The organism is Cobetia sp. UCD-24C, from assembly GCF_001306765.1.
GTDB classification, from domain to species: domain Bacteria; phylum Pseudomonadota; class Gammaproteobacteria; order Pseudomonadales; family Halomonadaceae; genus Cobetia; species Cobetia amphilecti.
Genome location: NZ_LJTD01000014.1, coordinates 1 through 18,241 on the forward strand (window position 1 = coordinate 1; position 18,241 = coordinate 18,241).

Annotated in this window: 15 protein-coding genes; all 15 read left to right on the top strand. The window is 44.4% G+C overall.

From position 1 onward, the window contains the following. The coding region (gene cysC, locus AOG28_RS15735) for an adenylyl-sulfate kinase (RefSeq protein WP_152965453.1) at nucleotides 1-717 on the top strand (717 nt) is incomplete at its 5' end. A gap of 62 nt (nucleotides 718-779) precedes the next feature. After that, on the top strand, nucleotides 780-1,208 hold the full coding sequence (locus AOG28_RS15740) for a DVU3141 family protein (protein WP_024950952.1): 429 nt from the start codon (nucleotides 780-782) through the stop codon (nucleotides 1,206-1,208). Between the two features lie 253 nt (nucleotides 1,209-1,461). Further along, nucleotides 1,462-3,105: a polysaccharide biosynthesis/export family protein gene (locus AOG28_RS15745; protein ID WP_235507054.1), complete on the top strand. Its 1,644-nt coding sequence runs from the start codon at nucleotides 1,462-1,464 to the stop codon at nucleotides 3,103-3,105. A 2-nt stretch (nucleotides 3,106-3,107) separates the two neighbouring features. Next, nucleotides 3,108-3,974, top strand: coding sequence for an ABC transporter permease (locus AOG28_RS18560; RefSeq protein ID WP_235507055.1), 867 nt, complete (start codon nucleotides 3,108-3,110; stop codon nucleotides 3,972-3,974). A gap of 3 nt (nucleotides 3,975-3,977) precedes the next feature. Beyond that, entirely contained in the window at nucleotides 3,978-5,060 is a 1,083-nt protein-coding gene (locus tag AOG28_RS18565) for a chain-length determining protein (RefSeq protein WP_054557106.1), read from the top strand. A 2-nt stretch (nucleotides 5,061-5,062) separates the two neighbouring features. Next, the gene (locus AOG28_RS17895; RefSeq protein ID WP_082388896.1) at nucleotides 5,063-6,190 is read left to right on the top strand and encodes an ABC transporter ATP-binding protein; all 1,128 of its coding nucleotides are present in this window, start codon (nucleotides 5,063-5,065) and stop codon (nucleotides 6,188-6,190) included. A gap of 40 nt (nucleotides 6,191-6,230) precedes the next feature. Next, the gene (locus AOG28_RS17900) at nucleotides 6,231-7,802 is read left to right on the top strand and encodes a glycosyltransferase family 4 protein (protein WP_082388897.1); all 1,572 of its coding nucleotides are present in this window, start codon (nucleotides 6,231-6,233) and stop codon (nucleotides 7,800-7,802) included. Then, a complete protein-coding gene (locus AOG28_RS17905; protein ID WP_082388898.1) occupies nucleotides 7,799-9,286 on the top strand; it encodes a capsular polysaccharide export protein, LipB/KpsS family in 1,488 nt (495 codons plus the stop codon). Before AOG28_RS17900 ends, AOG28_RS17905 begins: the two co-directional genes overlap by 4 nt. Further along, the gene (locus tag AOG28_RS17910; RefSeq protein ID WP_200906814.1) at nucleotides 9,283-10,677 is read left to right on the top strand and encodes a mannose-1-phosphate guanylyltransferase/mannose-6-phosphate isomerase; all 1,395 of its coding nucleotides are present in this window, start codon (nucleotides 9,283-9,285) and stop codon (nucleotides 10,675-10,677) included. Before AOG28_RS17905 ends, AOG28_RS17910 begins: the two co-directional genes overlap by 4 nt. 14 nt (nucleotides 10,678-10,691) lie before the next feature. Next, nucleotides 10,692-12,548, top strand: coding sequence for a glycosyltransferase 61 family protein (locus AOG28_RS17915; protein WP_160317889.1), 1,857 nt, complete (start codon nucleotides 10,692-10,694; stop codon nucleotides 12,546-12,548). Nucleotides 12,549-12,558: 10 nt separating this feature from the next. Continuing rightward, nucleotides 12,559-13,377 (top strand): 3-deoxy-8-phosphooctulonate synthase, encoded by an 819-nt coding sequence (gene kdsA / locus AOG28_RS15770; RefSeq protein WP_043333942.1) that lies wholly within the window; start codon nucleotides 12,559-12,561, stop codon nucleotides 13,375-13,377. Between the two features lie 21 nt (nucleotides 13,378-13,398). After that, nucleotides 13,399-14,688 (top strand): 3-deoxy-manno-octulosonate cytidylyltransferase, encoded by a 1,290-nt coding sequence (gene kdsB, locus AOG28_RS17920; protein ID WP_235507056.1) that lies wholly within the window; start codon nucleotides 13,399-13,401, stop codon nucleotides 14,686-14,688. 73 nt (nucleotides 14,689-14,761) lie between these two features. Beyond that, complete coding sequence (locus AOG28_RS15785) at nucleotides 14,762-15,709, top strand: KpsF/GutQ family sugar-phosphate isomerase (RefSeq protein ID WP_054557109.1); 948 nt, start codon at nucleotides 14,762-14,764, stop codon at nucleotides 15,707-15,709. Nucleotides 15,710-16,133: 424 nt separating this feature from the next. Further along, a complete protein-coding gene (locus AOG28_RS18330; RefSeq protein WP_152965454.1) occupies nucleotides 16,134-17,069 on the top strand; it encodes a hypothetical protein in 936 nt (311 codons plus the stop codon). 366 nt (nucleotides 17,070-17,435) lie between these two features. Further along, the gene (locus AOG28_RS18335; RefSeq protein ID WP_152965455.1) at nucleotides 17,436-18,170 is read left to right on the top strand and encodes a hypothetical protein; all 735 of its coding nucleotides are present in this window, start codon (nucleotides 17,436-17,438) and stop codon (nucleotides 18,168-18,170) included. The last annotated feature ends 71 nt before the right edge of the window (nucleotides 18,171-18,241 follow it).

Here is an 18,241-nt window from a genome sequence, read left to right on the forward strand (position 1 = left end):
GAACTGACCCAGCCGCTGGCCATGGACAGCTACCAGCGTTCACCGCATACCGGCAGCTTCGTGTTCATTGATCGCCTGTCCAACATCACCATCGGTGCGGGCATGGTCAAGGAGACCATGAGCGCCAGCAACATCGTGTGGCACGACATGGCGGTCACCAAGCAGCGCCGCGCCGATCGCAACAAGCAGAAGCCGTGCATCATCTGGTTCACCGGCCTGTCCGGTGCCGGCAAGTCCACCGCCGCCAATGCGCTGGAGCGTCAGCTGTTCGCCATGGGCTACAACACCTACCTGCTGGACGGCGACAACGTGCGTCACGGCCTGTGTGGTGATCTGGGCTTCAGCGAAGACGACCGCGCCGAGAACATCCGTCGTGTCGGCGAAGTTGCCAAGCTGATGGTCGATGCCGGCATGATCACCCTGGTCAGCTTCATCTCGCCGTTCCAGGCCGATCGCCAGACCGTGCGTGACATGGTCGGTAGTGACGAGTTCATCGAAGTCTTCGTCAACACGCCGATCAGCGTCTGCGAAGAGCGCGATCCCAAGGGCCTGTACCGCAAGGCGCGTGCCGGTGAGATCAGCGACTTCACCGGCATCAGCTCGCCGTATGAAGCGCCGGAGAACCCGGAAATCGAGATCAACACGGGTGAACTGAGCCTCGAGCAGACCGCACTCAAGCTGGTCAATCAGCTCAAGCACTACAACGTCATCGGCTGATGCATTCACGCCGATCAGCCCTCGTCGCAAGGCGGGGGCGTTTGCCGTTTCAGGACTCTCACATGACTTTATCCCGATTCAAACAGCGCTTGCCGCATGTCGTGCGTCTCGCGGCAGTAGCAGGCCTGGCACTGGCCATCACCGGTTGCGCGACCTCCTATCCGGAATCCACCGGTGCCGGCAGCACCAACCTGGCCAACCTGACCGGCGCTGCGTCACTGCCGGCGGATGTCTCGTCATTTCTCGACAGCGCCGCCCCCGGCAGCGTGATTGCCGTGCCGACCAGCCCCTGGGGCAGCAATGTCGAAGTGGTCGCCCATGAGCGCTACTTCGCGGCCAGCGGGCGTATCTGTCGTGAGCTGACGGTCTCCAATTCGCGTGATCTGCCCAGCAAGGAACTGGCGTGCCGAACCAGCAACGACGGCAAGGCCGGTGAGGGCACCTGGGTGACCCAGCGGCTGGTGACCGGCCTGCTGGAAGAGGCCCGCTGAGGAGTTTCTCGATAACTTCTCAGCAACTTTTCGGCACCTACTCGCTGAAAGGCCCATAACGGGTTCAGCGTGTACCGAATTCGCAGGGGGGAGCAGGCTGGTGTGGTCGGCTCTGTAATTCCTGACCGACATTGCTCTATTTTTTGCACGATTTTCTTTGCACTACGAGGGGCCTAGCCCGATGACGATTTCCAGATTCTTGCTCCGGGCCGGGTGCCTGGTGGCGGTAGCGTGCCTGAACGCCAGCCCTGCCATGGCAGCCGGCCTGGACAGTGGTTCCATCCTGTCCAGCAATGACCAGGCCTCCAGCATCCCGCAAAAAACGGATAGTGTAGAAGACAAGGCGCGTGCCGACTGGCGCAGCGGAACCTACGGGCCGCTGACCTCCCGTGCGCAGACCGATCCTGATTCCCTGCCGCCGTTCGGCGAAAACCTCTTTACCGGTGGTTTCCGCGGCATGATGGCCGATGGCCTCAACAGTAGCTACACCATCAAGCCGGGTGACCAGATCACCCTGCGTGTCTGGGGTGGGGTCGAGATGGAGTCCGTGCTGCCTGTCGATGCGCAGGGCAACATATTCCTGCCGGGCATCGGTCCGGTGAAGGTGCAGGGCACCACCAATGCCCAGCTGGATGGCAAGGTACGCAGCGCCATTCAAGAGGTGTATCCCGAGAACGTAAGCGTCTACACCAACCTGCAGGGCGTGCAGCCGGTGGGCGTCTTCGTCACCGGGTATGTCAAGAATCCGGGTCGCTACGCCGGTACCCCGAATGATTCCATGCTGTATTTCCTCGATCAGGCCGGCGGCATCGACCAGGCATTGGGCAGCTACCGCAAGATCAAGATCAAGCGCAATGGCCGCGTCATCAATACGGTCGATCTGTATGACTTTCTGATCAATGGCGAGATCGCTCGTCCGCAGTTCCGTGATGGCGATACCGTCGTCGTCGAGGAGCGTGGCCCGGCGATCAGCGTGGTCGGGGATGTCGAGCGTGATTACCGCTATGAGCTCACCGACTCGCGCCTGAGTGGCGAAGACGTCCTGAACCTGGCGCGCCTCAAGTCAGGTGTCTCTCACGTGCTGCTGCGTGGCTCACGTCCCGACGGCCCCATCTCGCGCTATCTGCCGGTGACGGAATTCCGCGCTGCTGACGTGCGCGCAGGGGATGAAGTGCTGTTCAGTGCCGACCAGCGTGACGAGACCATCGTCGTGCAGCTGGAAGGCAGCTTCTATGGCCCGTCGCGTTATGCATTGCCGCGCGATGCCCACCTGGGGGAATTGCTCAATGCCGTCGGGGTGCCGAAAGGACTGACCGATTACCAGAGCGTTTCAATCCGCCGTGAGAGCGTCAAGGAACAGCAGGCGCAGGCACTGCAGGACAGTCTCAAGCGTCTTCAGGCCACTTATCTCGGCGCGTCTTCCTCGACCACCGAAGAGTCCGAGCTTCGTGTCCAGGAAGCCGAGATGATCGAGAAGTTCGTCGAGCAGGCGAAGAAGGAAGAACCGACCGGACGACTGGTCGTGGCACGTGAAGACGGCAATATCGCCGATGTGCGCCTGCAGGATGGCGATGTCATCACCATTCCGGAAATCAGCGATTCCCTGCTGATCAGCGGCGAAGTCGTGGTGCCTCAGGCCATGGTCTACACCCAGGGCATGACGGTGATGGACTATATCAACAGCGCCGGTGGCTTCACGCAGCACGCGGATGAAGACCAGATTCTGGTCGTGCGCCAGAACGGTGCCGTGCGTCATGCCGAGGAAGTCGAGCTGCGCTCGGGTGATCAGATTCTGGTACTGCCGGAACCGCCGACCAAGAATCTGCAGCTGGCTACCGGCATCACGCAGATTCTCTATCAGGTCGCCGTCGCCACCAAAGTCGCGATAGACCTCTGATCATGGCCAGCGATATGAACGGTGACATGAACGGTGAGATAAACACGCCAACTGAACGCCCACTTGGCGACAAGAGGAGCGGGCCCAAGGCCCGCTCCGCCTGGGCCGTGACGCGCAGTGTCTGGTACGCCATGTTTATCCGCGAAGCGATTGGCCGCACCATGACGGACCGTATGGGTTGGTTCTGGATGGTGCTAGAACCTTTCGCAATGGTAGCTCTAATGGTAGGTATACGCTCCTTTATAAAAGGGGATAGGCTAATCGTGAATGCTCCATTCATTCCATGGATGATCACTGGCCTGATGGGATTTTATTTGCTACGCGATGGAATGACGCGAGGGATGTCAGCGGTAAAGGCAAATCAGGCGCTGTTTACGTATCGGCAAGTACAGACTACCGACCCAGTTATTGTTCGTATTTTCCTAGATGGTATGCTACGAACTTTTGTGCTGATACTTTTTATTTGTATAGGAGGGTTGTTGGGCCTAGAGCTATATCCAGATAATGTAGTTAGATCCTTCTTTAGTTGGTTTTCGCTATGGTCTCTTGGTTTAGGCTTGGGGTTGACGTTGTCGGCTCTAGCGACGCTCGTTGAAGAAATTGAGAAAATAGTAAAACTTACCAGCTTGCCTTTGATTATTATCTCTGGTGTGATGTTTCCATTGAATCATTTGCCTCATTGGCTTCTTGAGTATGCGATGATCAACCCGATTCCTCACGGTTTAGAGACGCTAAGGCTGGGCTTCTTCGAAAACTATCATGTTGTCAAAGGGACAAGTGAGCTTTATTTGTGGGCGTTTATACTGGGTACAAACGCATTAGGTCTAATGTTGCATATCCGTTTTTCTCATAAACTCAAGGCACAGTAATCAATGAAAGCCTTCATCCAACGTCAGCCTCATTGGGCAATAGCAATACTTGCTATTTTATTAGTAACTCTATATTGGAGCTTCTGGGCAACAGATCGCTACGTATCCAAAGCAACGGTTGTGCTGGAAAGCCCCCAGGTAACTTCAACAGAAGTCAATTTCTCTTCAATATTGACTGGGGGAGGCTCAGATAAAGATCTTCTTTTGTTAAGGGAATACCTACTTTCTACTGATATGCTCAAGGTGGTTGATGAGAAACTAGGATTTCGACAGCATTATAGTGAGCACGGTGACTATTTCTCAACTCTGGGAGACGAAAATGTTCCTATTGAGGAACTGCATGATTATTACTTGAAGCGTGTCAGTGTTGAAATGGATGACTATGCAGGAGTTCTCAATGTGGAGGTTCAGGCATATACTCCTGAGTTTGCACACCGGATGACTCAGTTACTGCTCGATGAAGGCGAGGCGCACATGAATGAAATGGGGCGTCGTTTAGCCGATGAGCAAGTCATGTTTCTTGAAAAGCAATTGGGTCGACTAGAAGCAAGGTTGGATCACACACGGGATGATCTCCTAAAGTTCCAGAACAAGGAAGGCTTGATATCTCCCACAAGCACCGTAGAGAGCATCAATCAAGTTGTTGCAACTCTTGAAGGGCAGCTCGCGACGCTACAAGCGCAGCGTAAAGCATTGGCAAGTTATCAAAGTGAACGCTCTTCTGATATGAAAAGAGTGACTTCTGAAATTGAAGCGATGCGTGAGCAGATTCTAAAGCAAAGAGATAGACTAGCTCAGGCAACGGGCGATTCTTTAAATAAAGTGTCATCTCAGTATCAATCTTTGGAATTGAAAGCAAAATTTGCGCAAGAAACTTATTCTGGTGCCATTGCCGCCTTGGAAAGCACCAGGCTTGAGGCTGCACGTAAATTGAAACAAGTCAGTATTCTACAAAGCCCAATGATGCCAGAGTATTCTACCGAGCCGAAAAGAATATATAATATTACGGTATTCGCGTTGATCACCATTTTCTTGGCATTTATTGCTAGTATGCTAATTTTGATTATCAAAGAGCATCGGGATTAAATATGATAGAGATAAAGAGTCTCTATAAGCGGTATCATAATCACCATAGTAATGAATGGGTGCTACGTGATATTAATATCATAATACCCACTGGTGTTAGTGTCGGATTGATTGGAGGCAATGGGGCTGGAAAGTCTACCTTATTGAGGCTTATCGCTGGTATGGACACGCCCGACAGAGGAGAGGTCATTCGCCATAGCCGTGTGTCATGGCCAGTCGGTTTGTCTGGGGGGATGCAAGGTAGTTTGACCGGCCGACAAAATGTGAAGTTTGTTGCACGAGCGCAAGGCCGCCGCAATGATGTTGAACGGATTGTCTCTTTTGTAGAGGACTTTGCTGAAATTGGCAGTGCATTTGATGATCCTGTCAAGACGTATTCATCAGGTATGAAGTCACGGCTGTCCTTCGGGCTTTCATTAGCCTTCGACTTTGATGTGTTTATTTCAGATGAAGCCACTGCTGTCGGAGATCGTGCTTTCAAGGCAAAAGCAAAGGCACTTTTCAAGAGCAAGGTAGGTAAGTCTTCCTTGATTATCGTATCTCACGGGGAAGGCATACTACGCGAACTATGTCAGGCTGGTATTTATCTAAAGAATGGTTCTGCTTATTGGTTTGATGATATCAATGATGCAATTATTGCTTATCATGATGATGGAAATCAGGCTAAAAAGTTAGCTGATTCGACAGCTAGTAAAGTTATTGATGTTAGAGAAGTTGATCAAAAACCTAGTGACAGCGTGTTATCGGCCGAACGATTGGAAGAAGTAAGGGAAGTAATCAAAAACTTGCAGCCAATTGTTGCAGGGATAGGAATAACCGTCAATAAAGCCAAGCAAAACAACTGGGCTACAGAAAAAATAAAAAAACTTAATGGGTTACATGATAAAACAAAAAAAGAGATGAAGGTTCTTCAAGAGATAATAAGTGAAGATGATCGGATCAAGATACAAGAAGAAAAGAAGAATTTTAATCAGTACAACAAGGCAATCAAGTCGTTACAATATCTTAAAGACCACTTGCAAAAGTATGAGCTTGAATCCGAAGAGCTTGATGTCATAGAGAGTGCAATAGAGTTGATGCAGAAAAACATGTTGAATGCCAAAGCTAATATAGAAAGTTTAGAAGATTGAATCATATTTCTCACAGTTTGTATTAAAGGAATTCTGTACGATGGAAAGCATCATATACTCAAAAATTTCTGATAAGTTAATATTCGAACAGGCGGCAAAAAAAGTATATGACTCTTTTCCTGGTGAAGAATTCAGTATATTAACCCCGTCTTGCGATGAGAGTGAGTCTATTTATAATGTTATTGAGCTGACTGATTATGAAGGCTTGAAAAGCTTCTTGACCGGAAAAACTCTCAAGCGCGTAATATTATTGGGCTTTGAAAGAACAGAGATCCTTCCGATAACATGGATAGTCGAGTTTCTTTCCCATGGAGCCGACGCTATAAGTGGATTGTACGATGGTGCTATTGGGCGCTACTCTCCTTTCAAGGGTTATGAAGCCAATACAATATTGGTTTTTCCAGGCTCAATGTTACCCTTGTCCATGGGCTCTCACCAAAGATCTTTCTTACTTCTAGCAGCTTTGAACTACTCTGGCTATTATACTGATGCAATAATAACGGGTAGCAACAGTAATACTGTAAGTCGTGCTCGTCGTCTTCTGAGTGCAATCGCCCCCAATGTCTATACCTTCAAGAATAATAAACGTAAGTTGCCAGATACATTATGGTTAAGGCGTGAAATTGAACGAAAGTATCGTAAGTTTACTATAAAAAATAATAAAGTGCCTGAGCTTTTCGCTGATCGTTATTCGAACAAGGCAACAGAATCTCTCAAGATCACGCTTGCCAAGCTTCACGATGAGAATGAATACAAGAACATAATAGTAAGCTACGCTTGGATGTCCAAGTGCTTAGATTACATCCCTGACGACAAGTTGAAAGAAACAAATTTAATATGTGATACACATGACGTTCAGTTCGTTCGTAATCTTTCAGCTAATAAGCATGAAAAGCGATTCCTGTCGCTTCAGACATATGATAAGTGGTTAGAGAAGAAAGTGTTGGCTAGATACGATTATATTGGTGCTATTTCAAAGTCTGACTCTAAAGAGTTACGTAAGCATAAAGAGCTTACTAAGAAAGTGATAAATGTAACAAGTGCTTTCAATTATGCTTTGAAAAGGCCTCGTAAAATCGGCCACAAGCCTTGTTTGCATTATGGTTTTATTGGCGGAGGCATGGATGCTAACGTTAAGGCTTTAGTTTATATATTGGACGAATGGTGGCCAGTGATGAATTCCTATTCACCCAATAGTAAATTCTATATCGCTGGTAGTATTTGCAAGAACCCTCTTATTGCAAGTAGAGTCTTTTTCGATGAAAGCATCGTAAAAATGGGGTTTGTGGATAGTATTTCAGATTTTTACGATAAAATAGATATTTCTTTGAATCCAGTACTTGTACAAGGTGGGCTGAACTTCAAATCCGTTGAAGCTGTACTGGCAGGTAAATTATTGATTACCAATCAGTTGGGGAGTCAGTGCCTCGGTGAGACCAATATCGCCACTATTGCTGATACGCAAAAAGAATTTCTTGATGTAGTTCAGAAAATTGAGATTATGCCTGGCCGTGAATTCAATCAATTATTGGAATTTCGTCAAAAAAGAGCACTTGAAGAATTTGGTGAAGCAACAGCCTATAATGAATTGAAAAAGGTGTTAGTGTCATGAAGAATGCGCTAATTCAATCGGGCGATCATTTTGAAAATCAAAATAGAATACTACCACTAGCGTTGCACCTTAAGGCTAGTGATATTGAGCCGATTATTTTACTGTATTCCGAAAATGCAGCTAAGCTCTTCACACGATATAATTTGCAAGTTGTATATCTAGATAGATTCCGTAAGGAAGTCAATAGTAAGCCTACTTCCTTCCCTTATGATTATGAAGAAGTAATGTTTATCGAAAGGCAGAGAGCATATTCCAGATTCAATAAGCCGCATAAGATAAAGCATGAGAAGTTTAAAATCGATAGAGATTATAGTGCATTATTAAAAATTCTATCTGAGTTTTCGCCTGAATATGTTTTTATATGGAATGGTTTTACTGGCAATGTGGCAAATACTCTCAGAGTCATAACATCAAAGTCCGAAAATTATAAAGTTTGGTTTCTTGAGCGATCTTTTTATAAAAACTCTCTTTTTGTTGATTCAACTGGGGCTAATGCTGCCGCTTCGATATCTCGACAGTATAGTCATTATGAGAACAATATAATACCTAAGCATTACGTTGTAGATAAACTGATTGACGATTATGAAGTGCCTGATAAAAATACCCTTTGTAAAGAGGATTTTATCTTTGTCCCACTACAAGTGCAGACCGATACAAATAATATACTCTACTCACCTCATATAAAGAAAACCAGAGCTCTGGTTATTGCTACAATCAGAGCGGTAGATCGAATAAACCGTAGCTTGGGAAAGCAATATAAGATTATCGTTAGGACACACCCAGAGGAAGTTGACCCAAATATCAATTTACCACAGCACCCCCTAGTATTGTATAGAAGCTCGGGTGCTATCAAAGATTGGTGTTATCACGCCTCCGCAGTCGTCAATGTCAACTCGACTGTAGGAATGGAGGCTATCTATATTGATAAACCTGTAATTTCGTTTGGTCATTCTTTATTCTCACATGAAGAGCTGACTGTCATATCTGACCTACCTGGTTTCAGGAATAAATTACAAGCTGTACTATCCGGCGAGATCATGACTCCTAAACTGGATAGTAAATTATCATTCTTCAATCATTTGTATCTATACAATACAAGTAATATCGAGAATTTTCCCAAGAGTGTGTCCTCGATATTGAATCTTGATCCAGATATTGCCAAAGCACCTGTTCCGTATTCAAGCTTAGCCAAGAAGTTGACTAATAAAGAAGGACTGACGGTGGGGTGTTATCTAAATTATGATACGACTTTAGATTTAACATATCGAAAAAATAAAGAAGAAATCACACCGAATCTTTATCGAAAACTGTTTGAGGAAAGATACAACTATACAGGTAAGATTAAATTCAAACTATTAAATGCTGATCGTGATAATATTGACCTTGACTCTTTTGATCTGATTATTAGAGATGAGAGACACTCCTCTCTAGAAATAAAACATGATCTCATACTCGATGAATATCTTCTGGAGGTAAACAGATGAATATCTGTATCATGGCTGGTGGGTCAGGGAAACGCCTTTGGCCGAAATCACGTAAGAATTATCCAAAACAGTTCCTGAACCTTATCTCTGAACGCTCCATGTTTCAGGAAACAGTTCTGCGCGTTGAAAAACTGGCATATGAGAATATGTATGTCATTTGTAATGAAGAGCATCGCTTTCTCGTTGCAGAGCAATTAAGAGAATTGGATGTTCATGCCAGTATCTTACTTGAACCTACTGGTAAAAATACTGCACCTGCAATTGCTGTTGTCAGCCATCTTGCAAATAAAACAAGCAAAGAACCAATGCTTGTTTTGTCGGCAGATCATTATATTGGCGACTCTTCCGCTTTTTGTGATAAAGTTGAAGAAGTCATTGCTGATGATGCAATCAAAAATTCTATCGTCTTGTTTGGTATCACTCCTGAATATCCCTCTTCTGAGTATGGTTACATTCAACCACAAATAAAGAATGAATTGTCAAGGGTATCATCTTTCAAGGAGAAGCCTTCAAAAGAACTTGCTTTAGAATATATGGACTCCGATGACGCTTATTTGTGGAATTCAGGTATGTTCATGTTTACACTTGAAACTATCCTTAACGAACTCCGTGAGCATGCTTCTTCGGTCTATAGCATTTCTGAAGCGCTTGTGGAAACAGCACAGAAAGACGCAGATTTTATTCGCTTTGATTCTGAAATCTTCTGTTCATTCCCAGACATTCCTATTGATATAGCAGTACTTGAAAAATCCAAGAATGTATTTGTCTATCCTTTTGACATTCAGTGGTCTGATGTTGGTACCTGGGGATCGCTACATAATGTAAAAGTAAAAGACGAAAATTCCAACAGTTTCTCCGGCGACGTCATTGACTTTGATACGACCAATTGTCTGGTCAATGCAGAAAATAAGCTGGTTGTAACATTAGGAGTGTCAGATCTTGTTGTTATAGAAACAACAGATGCTGTTTTGGTATCGACACTTGATCAGGTCTCTAAAATTGGCTGCGTGGCGAACAAGCTTTCCACTTTAGGTCGTACAGAGCACATAGTTCACCGAGAGGTTAACCGCCCATGGGGGAAGTATGATGCCATTGACAATGGAGCTCGTTACCAGGTCAAGAGGATAACCGTAAAACCAGGCGGTCAACTTTCCTTACAAATGCACCATCATAGAGCCGAGCATTGGATCGTGGTAAAGGGGACTGCAAAAGTTACAAATGGAGAAAAAATTTTCTTGGTCTCAGAAAATGAATCAACATATATTCCTTTAGGTACAACTCATAGGTTGGAAAATCCTGGCAATATAGAGTTAGAAATGATAGAGGTCCAGTCTGGTTCCTATTTAGGTGAAGACGATATTGTAAGATTCAACGATATTTACAATCGATAATAGAGATGTCTAATATGTCCGAAATGCATAAAGTTTTCCATATGAATAGTTTCTCTCGTTCTGGAGAAACATTGTTGCTCCGTTGTTTAAATGCACATCCTTTGATTCATGTTGTGCATCAAATAAACGAACCTGACACTGCTGAAGATCTTGCATTGTGGAAACATTTGATGCAGTTTGAGCCGACTGAAATATCTTCTGATGATCCCTATGTTAAAGCAGCAGGGGTTGCTTCTGGTTCAGTAATTTTGGTAAAAAATGCAGTATGGACCCATCAGTATTTTCACAAGGGTTTCGTCTTGGCTCGTAATCCTTTCGCAGTTGCTAATAGTTTCAAGATTACAGCAGAAGATGAGTTAAAGTATTCCAAGAGAAAGAAACAGTATCAACGATGGGCTAAGCTCATAGATAGTAAATTGTTGCCATATGTGAACCAAGAAGAGAATAGTTTCAAGATTCTGTCTGTATTATATAACGCAAAAATGTTAGATGCCTCTAATCTAGATCAGCCTGTTATTAGGTATGAAGACTTTGTCACGAAACCAGCAATAGCTCTAAAACGAATTTGTGTTGCTCTAGAAATAGAGTGGAACCCTTTAGTATTAAAATCTCACACCTTCTTTAAAGAAGGTGAATATGGTCACGGAGGAATTCCTCTGTGGAAAGATATTCATGGTGGTTCTCTACACTCTTACAAGAAGTTACCTAAAGAAGTAAAAAACATTATATATTCCATATGCCGTAACAGTATATCTGCTCTCGGTTATTATTATGATGGTAATGAGTGTAACGTAATAAGTAATTCATACAAAAACGTCGATAATGCTGTTGCTAAATACAAAAAGAAAACTCTTAAAGAGTTTGCGGCAATTAACAATTTCAATATTGTTGAAGTTGATGTTTTTAAAAAAAGAATTTTGAGCGATAAAAACAATTCTATAGTAATTGAGCCTGCTTACTTAGTTGAGGCTAGAGATTGTTTTGTTGACAATATGTTCTTATGTTACTCTGAAGACCACGTAGCTGCCGATCTAAATAACTCGCACATACTAAACAAAAAATATGGCGCTAGCTTCAAAGAGCTAGATGTTCTGCATGAATATAATCATGAGATTAAAAAAGATGTAACAGATGAAAATACCTATTTACTTATAGGTGGAATGAAAAATTATTGGCATTGGTTAAACAATTTCTTACCTCGGTTGTTCATCGCTCAAGCTGGCAATATTAATTTTAACAACCTTAAGTTGATAGTAAATGATAATGTTACAGATGTTCAGCTTCAACATTTAGACTGGCTGGGAATAAATAGAGATAATATATGTAAGGTTGGCGAAATTTCTAATGTGAAGCTAAATCGTATATATGTCCCTTCTTTATTAGCAAATAAGACTTTGCCAGTTGGGCTGGGAAGTTATTATTTAGAGAGCTTCAAGGATGTGTTGAATGTAACTGATGTAAGCTCTAGCCCTAAGCGAGTATATTTAAGCAGAGAGAAATCCAGAGGTAGAAAAGTATATAATAAAAAGGATTTTGATTCTTGGCTTACAGATAATAACTTTACTACTATTCACGCTGAGGATCTAACTCCACAGCAGCAGGTTAATATATTTAACAATGCCGACTATGTGGTCACTCCTCATGGTGCAGGTGTGGCAAATTTAAATTTTTGTAAAAGCACTTGCAAAGTTATTATTTTTGAATACAAAACTTGGGGGTCAGAAATGTTGGCTTTAGCAAAAGCTAACTCTTTGGAGGCAACCGTTATCTTGTGCGAACAAATCGATAACGGTACAGGTCAAAAAAGGCTTCATGATTTGAGAGTTGATCTTGACGTTCTCGATACAAATTTCAAAAATATATCTTGCTAAGGCCCATATAATGTTATCAAATATCAGTAATTTTACTCTATTTGGTGGAATCAATGTTCTCGAATCACGAGATCTTGCGATGCGTGCTTGTGAACATTATGTAGAGGTTACCAATCGGCTTGGTATTCCTTATGTGTTCAAGGCCAGTTTCGACAAGGCCAATCGGTCCTCGATTAATTCGTATCGTGGCCCGGGCCTGGAAGAGGGCATGCGAATCTTCCAGGATGTGAAGGCTGAGTTCGGCGTCAAGGTCATTACTGATGTCCATGAGACATGGCAGTGTGAGCCTGTCGCGGAAGTGGCCGATATCCTGCAGCTGCCGGCATTTCTGGCTCGCCAGACGGACCTGGTGGTAGCCATGGCGAAGACAGGCAAGACGATCAACATCAAGAAGCCGCAGTTCCTGAGCCCTGGCCAAGTGGTAAACATCGTCGAGAAGTTCAAGGAAGCAGGCAATAGCGACCTCATTCTCTGTGATCGTGGCACCAGCTTTGGCTATGACAATCTGGTGGTCGACATGCTCGGCATCGATGTCATGAAGCGCGTGACCGGGAATCTTCCGATCATCTTCGATGTCACTCATGCCTTGCAGCAGCGTGAAGCGACCGGCGCCGCTTCTGGTGGCCGTCGTCAGCAGGTCGTGACATTGGCGAGAGCCGGTATGGCCACTGGTCTGGCAGGCTTGTTCCTGGAAGCGCACCCGGACCCCGACAACGCCAAGTGCGATGGGCCCAGCGCTTTGCCGCTGCATCAACTCGAACCTTTCCTGCAACAGGTCAAGGCTATCGATGATGCAGTGAAGTCGTTGCCAGAACTGGTCATTGAATAAGTCTGCACAGGGAATAGCGTCGTGACGATTGAGATGAACCAGAAAACGGTCATCATCATTCCTGCCCGTTACGGCTCCAGCCGTCTGCCAGGGAAACCCCTGGCAGATATTGCTGGCAAGCCGATGGTGCAGCATGTGGTGGAGCGTGCCACTCAGGTATCTGGCATTGATGCGGTATGGGTTGCCACGGACGACGAGCGTGTATTCGACGCAGTAGAGGCTTTTGGGGGACAGGCAGTCATGACCTCACCAGACCATGCCTCTGGCACGGACCGTCTGGTTGAGGTAATGCAGAAGGTTTCCGCCGATATCTACCTCAACGTGCAAGGCGATGAGCCATTGGTACGGCCGGGGGACCTCGAGCTGCTGGTGGCGTCCATGCAGAATAGCCAGGCAAAAGTGGGGACACTTTGTCATGCTATCTCATCGGAGGAAGCCAAGAATCCGAACACGGTCAAGGTTCTGTGCGATCAATTCGATGATGCTTTGTACTTCAGTCGCTCTCCGATTCCTTACCCTCGCGAGGTTGAAGAAGCCAGCTATCGTAAGCATGTCGGTGTCTACGCCTATCGACGCGAGGTCTTGGAAGGATATTCACGGCTACCCCAGTCCATGGCAGAACGTGCTGAATCGCTGGAACAGCTTCGCCTCATGCATGCCGGTATCAAGATCCATGTCATTGAGGTAGAGGAAACCGGGCCCGGCGTTGATACCCCTGAGTGTCTGGAGACGGTACGTGCTCTGATAGAAGGCCGCACACTGCAGAGCAAGCCTGATCCATTGGCTCAGACTCGGCTACTGATTACGGATGTTGATGGCGTCTTGACTGATGGTGGTATCTATTACGATGCCTCGGGGGAATCCTTGAAGCAGTTCCATGTGCGGGATGGCTTGGGAATCCGCTTGCTGGAGGAGTCAGGCATTCAGGTGGCGGTCCTTTCGGGACGTGATTCTGCCACGCTGCGCAAACGCATTGCCGATCTCGGGATCTCTCATGCCAAGCTTGGCGTGAAGGATAAACACGCTGCATGCCAGGAATTGATGGCGGCAGCGGGTGCGACTGCGGAGCAGACAGTATTCATTGGCGATGATGTCATAGACCTCCCAGCTTCCGAGGCCTGTGGTAGAGCCTACGCTGTCGCGGATGCACCGGACTATATCAAGGCACAAGCCGATGAAGTGTTGTCACTGGCAGGGGGCAAGGGCGCTGTCAGAGAGCTGGCCGACCGAATCCTTTTTGCACAGGGGAGGGAAGCGGTTTATAGCACTGCTTCGGGTTTCCTCGGCAATGTTGCTAAAGTTGCACAATAAACAATGAAGGAAGCTGCTCAGCACATCTCTGCTGGGCAGCCAAGCATCATGGACAGATTCCGAGGGTAAGGAAATGCCAAGCGTCGAGATTGGAAAGAAGGTATTCGTGACTCAGGCGGAGGCACTGCAAGCGACTTCTGAGCGATTGGGAAATGAGTTTGAAGAGTCGGTACGCATGATCATGACGACCTCTGGTCGAGTGATCGTCTCCGGGATGGGCAAGTCAGGTATCATTGGTAACAAGATTGCGGCCACCTTGGCTTCGACCGGCACCCCCAGTTTCGCGGTACATCCAGCAGAGGCCTATCATGGCGACCTGGGGATGTTCACCAAAGGGGATGTGGTCATTCTGATTTCCTACAGTGGAGAAACAGAAGAGGTCATTCGCCTGATTCCGTCACTGAAACATTTCGGGGTCAAAATCATTGCTTTGGTAGGCAATCCCAGTTCGACACTTGGCAAGAACAGTGATCTGGTGCTCGATGTCGGTGTTGATCGTGAGGCGTGCCCCAACAATCTGGCGCCTACTACCTCGACCACTGTGACATTGGCCATGGGGGATGCGCTCGCCGTTGCCTTGATCGAGCGCCGTCATTTCATGCCTCAGGATTTCGCGGTGTTCCATCCCGGCGGCAGCCTTGGTCGTCGTTTGCTGACGCGTGTCCGTGATGTCATGCACTCCCCAGTCCCCTGTAATACCCCGACAGATTCCTTGCGCGAAGTGATCATGACGATCACGCAAGGCGGGTTAGGGCTGACCGTCATTGCTGACAATGGCATTATTCATGGCTTGATCACGGACGGTGACTTGCGTCGCTCACTCTTCGATAATCAAGGGCTGGATGACGTGACAGGGGGCGATATCATGACCCGCACCCCCATGACGATCAATGAAAACGAAATGTTCTCGGTTGCCGAAAACACTATGTTGAAAGCCAATGTCACCTCTCTGTTGGTTGTGGATGATAATGGTGCCTTGACAGGAGTCCTCAAACTTCAGGATGCTATAAAGGTAATATGATTTTTTGAAAAATTCATTTATTTGAAATGGTCGCTACAGCTAAAATAAAGTAAATTGATTTTTCAATCATTTATACAAACATCGATGAACTAATGCTAGGGTTTAGTGATCTTAATTAAATAAGGATCGTAAGTTGTGTTTGTAGTGTTAATTGATATATACACTAGTTGATCTAGCTTTGCTAGTGGTGTTATTTGTTGGTTAGAGTTTAGTGAATTGATTCGTTGTTATTTAATGAAATAGCTATATTGAGCCATTAATTTATCGAGATTAGGCTAAATAACCTCTTTGTTGAAGAGTACAGATATGATTAATGGCCAAATATTAGCAAGCAACAAACTGGTTGAGATATATCACAAGATATGCAGCCGTAAATCTATAGTATCATTTTCAACTGAAGATTTTTAGGAAGGATAATAACTCAATGAGACATTTAATAATTCCCGGTTTAGCAAAAGCAGGCACTACTTTTTTGCATGATTATTTTTTAAATCATGGCGAAAACATATTCAACATACCTATTAGAAAAGAAACGAGATTTTATTCACGAAATAGTTGTATTTCTGATATAAACAGTTATTACATATCAGGTAAAAGTGATAAAATATATTTGGATGCTACACCATCTTATTTAAGCAGCCCAAACTCTAGTGCCATTGTAAAAAATCTATGTGGCGCTTTAGCTGGTGAAGATACTTACTTTGTTATTTGCTTGCGTAACTATTTTGACAGAATAGTCTCTCATTATCTCCACGATTTGAAGGGTGCATATAAAGAGTCTGGACGCCAGAGATGGAATAGAGGAAACTATACTCTTTATTCTAAGTTCGCCATAAAAAAATATTTTTCTACCTACGCTGAAGAGTGTCAATGCCTTGTTGATACTTTTGGCCGTGAACGTATTTTAGCTCTATCGACTAAAGATACTTACAGTGACACTTCTATAAAAAAAATCAATGCAATGGTTGGAGTCGATATACCAATAGGAGATTTTACAAAAGTTTCCAACCCGGGAGGTTGGGTCCCAAATTTGGTATATGGCGGGAATGAGGGTGTTGAAGTTTATGATGGTAATAATATTGTTTTTATACCACCTAAAGCTTTACTGAGTATTAATAATAATAGATCTTGGATACGATATAATGTTGATTATTATGAAGGCCTAGAGGCTGTAAACAATAGTGCTACCTGGTCTAGTCGGTTTAATAACAACGGTAAATACTTCCTACGAGCTAAAGAAGATTATATGCGAGCATGTGATGTTTTACAGATAGAGCCTGAGCTACCTACTGAAGATTTTTTCATAGCTTCTAGGCCTATGATTTCAGAAAAACTAGTAAAGAAATTATTAGTTAGTTAAGCTGTGCTCTGGCATCTGTAATTTACCAATCACTTTTACACATAATGGCTTTGTGTCCTATAAGCATGCTTAAAAGTTGTCTCTCAGTATAATGACTTGCTTTGACTATAGATGTTAGTCAACTTATATACTTAGACCACTGCCTACCTCCACATATTTACAAAAGTGGTGTAATCCCCCTTCCATATGAACACTAGGCTTGTGTATTATTATATTTATTCCTATAATAATTTAAAGACATATTGCGAGAGTTGTATAATTTGATATTATGCCAAATGCAATCATATACAGAAGCAATAAAAATTTAGTGAGTATGAATCGTTAAAAGTATTAAACATAAAGGCTATATTGATTTTTGGAGTATATATGAAGATTTTAGTTTTTGGCGATTCGCATGCTCTATATTTTGGCATGACTGAGCAAGTTAAAAGATACTTAAAACATAATATAGAAGGCATTGAGATTAATAATCATGTTTATGCTGGGGGCACAATTAATGGCTTTGGTAGAAGAGATTCGACCTTAGGGCTGTATGACAAAATCTTATATAGTATAGATGAATTTAAGCCAGATGTTGTTTGTATAGGGTTCGGTCAAGTTGATTTAGAACTTGGTTATTACTATAAGAAATATGTAAAAGAGGAGGATTTTGAGTTTAACGAATGGGCTCTAAGTACACTGACTGTATATTCTAATTTTATTAAAGATCTTGGCGTACCGGTGGTTGTAAAAGGTTTAAATCCACCGGTGTTGGTTTCCTCTAGAAATAAAGCTATTAATTATACAAGAAGGATTATAACGGAAAATATTAAAGATAAAAGTAAGGCTAAACTTGTTATAAATAGAATGAAAGCTGAATTCCCGTCGGATCTTTATAGAATTAGTATGACAAACATTTTTAATAACCATTTAAAGACTATGTGTTCTGCTAACAATTGGAGTTACTTTGATTTGCATGATGAATTGACAGACCTAAATACTGGTATGATTCGTTCAGCTTTTATACCAACAAAGCCTGACCATCATGTAATTGATTCAATTTACGTTAGATCTATATTTATAGATAAGTTATTGGATGAAATTAAGTCCCAGTTGGGTTAAAAGTTCGACTTATCCCATTATGATTTAGGATGATTATTTTTACTGCAGGGATACCTACTGTTAGGTTTTGT

Excerpts from the sequence above, each read along its gene's own strand:
- AOG28_RS17895 (WP_082388896.1), top strand. The coding sequence starts at position 5,063 with ATGATAGAGATAAAGAGTCTCTATAAGCGGTATCATAATCACCATAGT.
- AOG28_RS17905 (WP_082388898.1), top strand. The coding sequence starts at position 7,799 with ATGAAGAATGCGCTAATTCAATCGGGCGATCATTTTGAAAATCAAAAT.
- AOG28_RS17910 (WP_200906814.1), top strand. The coding sequence starts at position 9,283 with ATGAATATCTGTATCATGGCTGGTGGGTCAGGGAAACGCCTTTGGCCG.
- AOG28_RS18335 (WP_152965455.1), top strand. The coding sequence starts at position 17,436 with ATGAAGATTTTAGTTTTTGGCGATTCGCATGCTCTATATTTTGGCATG.
- AOG28_RS15785 (WP_054557109.1), top strand. The coding sequence starts at position 14,762 with ATGCCAAGCGTCGAGATTGGAAAGAAGGTATTCGTGACTCAGGCGGAG.
- AOG28_RS15740 (WP_024950952.1), top strand. The coding sequence starts at position 780 with ATGACTTTATCCCGATTCAAACAGCGCTTGCCGCATGTCGTGCGTCTC.
- AOG28_RS18560 (WP_235507055.1), top strand. The coding sequence starts at position 3,108 with ATGGCCAGCGATATGAACGGTGACATGAACGGTGAGATAAACACGCCA.
- AOG28_RS15745 (WP_235507054.1), top strand. The coding sequence starts at position 1,462 with ATGGCAGCCGGCCTGGACAGTGGTTCCATCCTGTCCAGCAATGACCAG.
- AOG28_RS18565 (WP_054557106.1), top strand. The coding sequence starts at position 3,978 with ATGAAAGCCTTCATCCAACGTCAGCCTCATTGGGCAATAGCAATACTT.
- AOG28_RS18330 (WP_152965454.1), top strand. The coding sequence starts at position 16,134 with ATGAGACATTTAATAATTCCCGGTTTAGCAAAAGCAGGCACTACTTTT.
- kdsA (WP_043333942.1), top strand. The coding sequence starts at position 12,559 with ATGTTATCAAATATCAGTAATTTTACTCTATTTGGTGGAATCAATGTT.
- AOG28_RS17915 (WP_160317889.1), top strand. The coding sequence starts at position 10,692 with ATGTCCGAAATGCATAAAGTTTTCCATATGAATAGTTTCTCTCGTTCT.
- AOG28_RS17900 (WP_082388897.1), top strand. The coding sequence starts at position 6,231 with ATGGAAAGCATCATATACTCAAAAATTTCTGATAAGTTAATATTCGAA.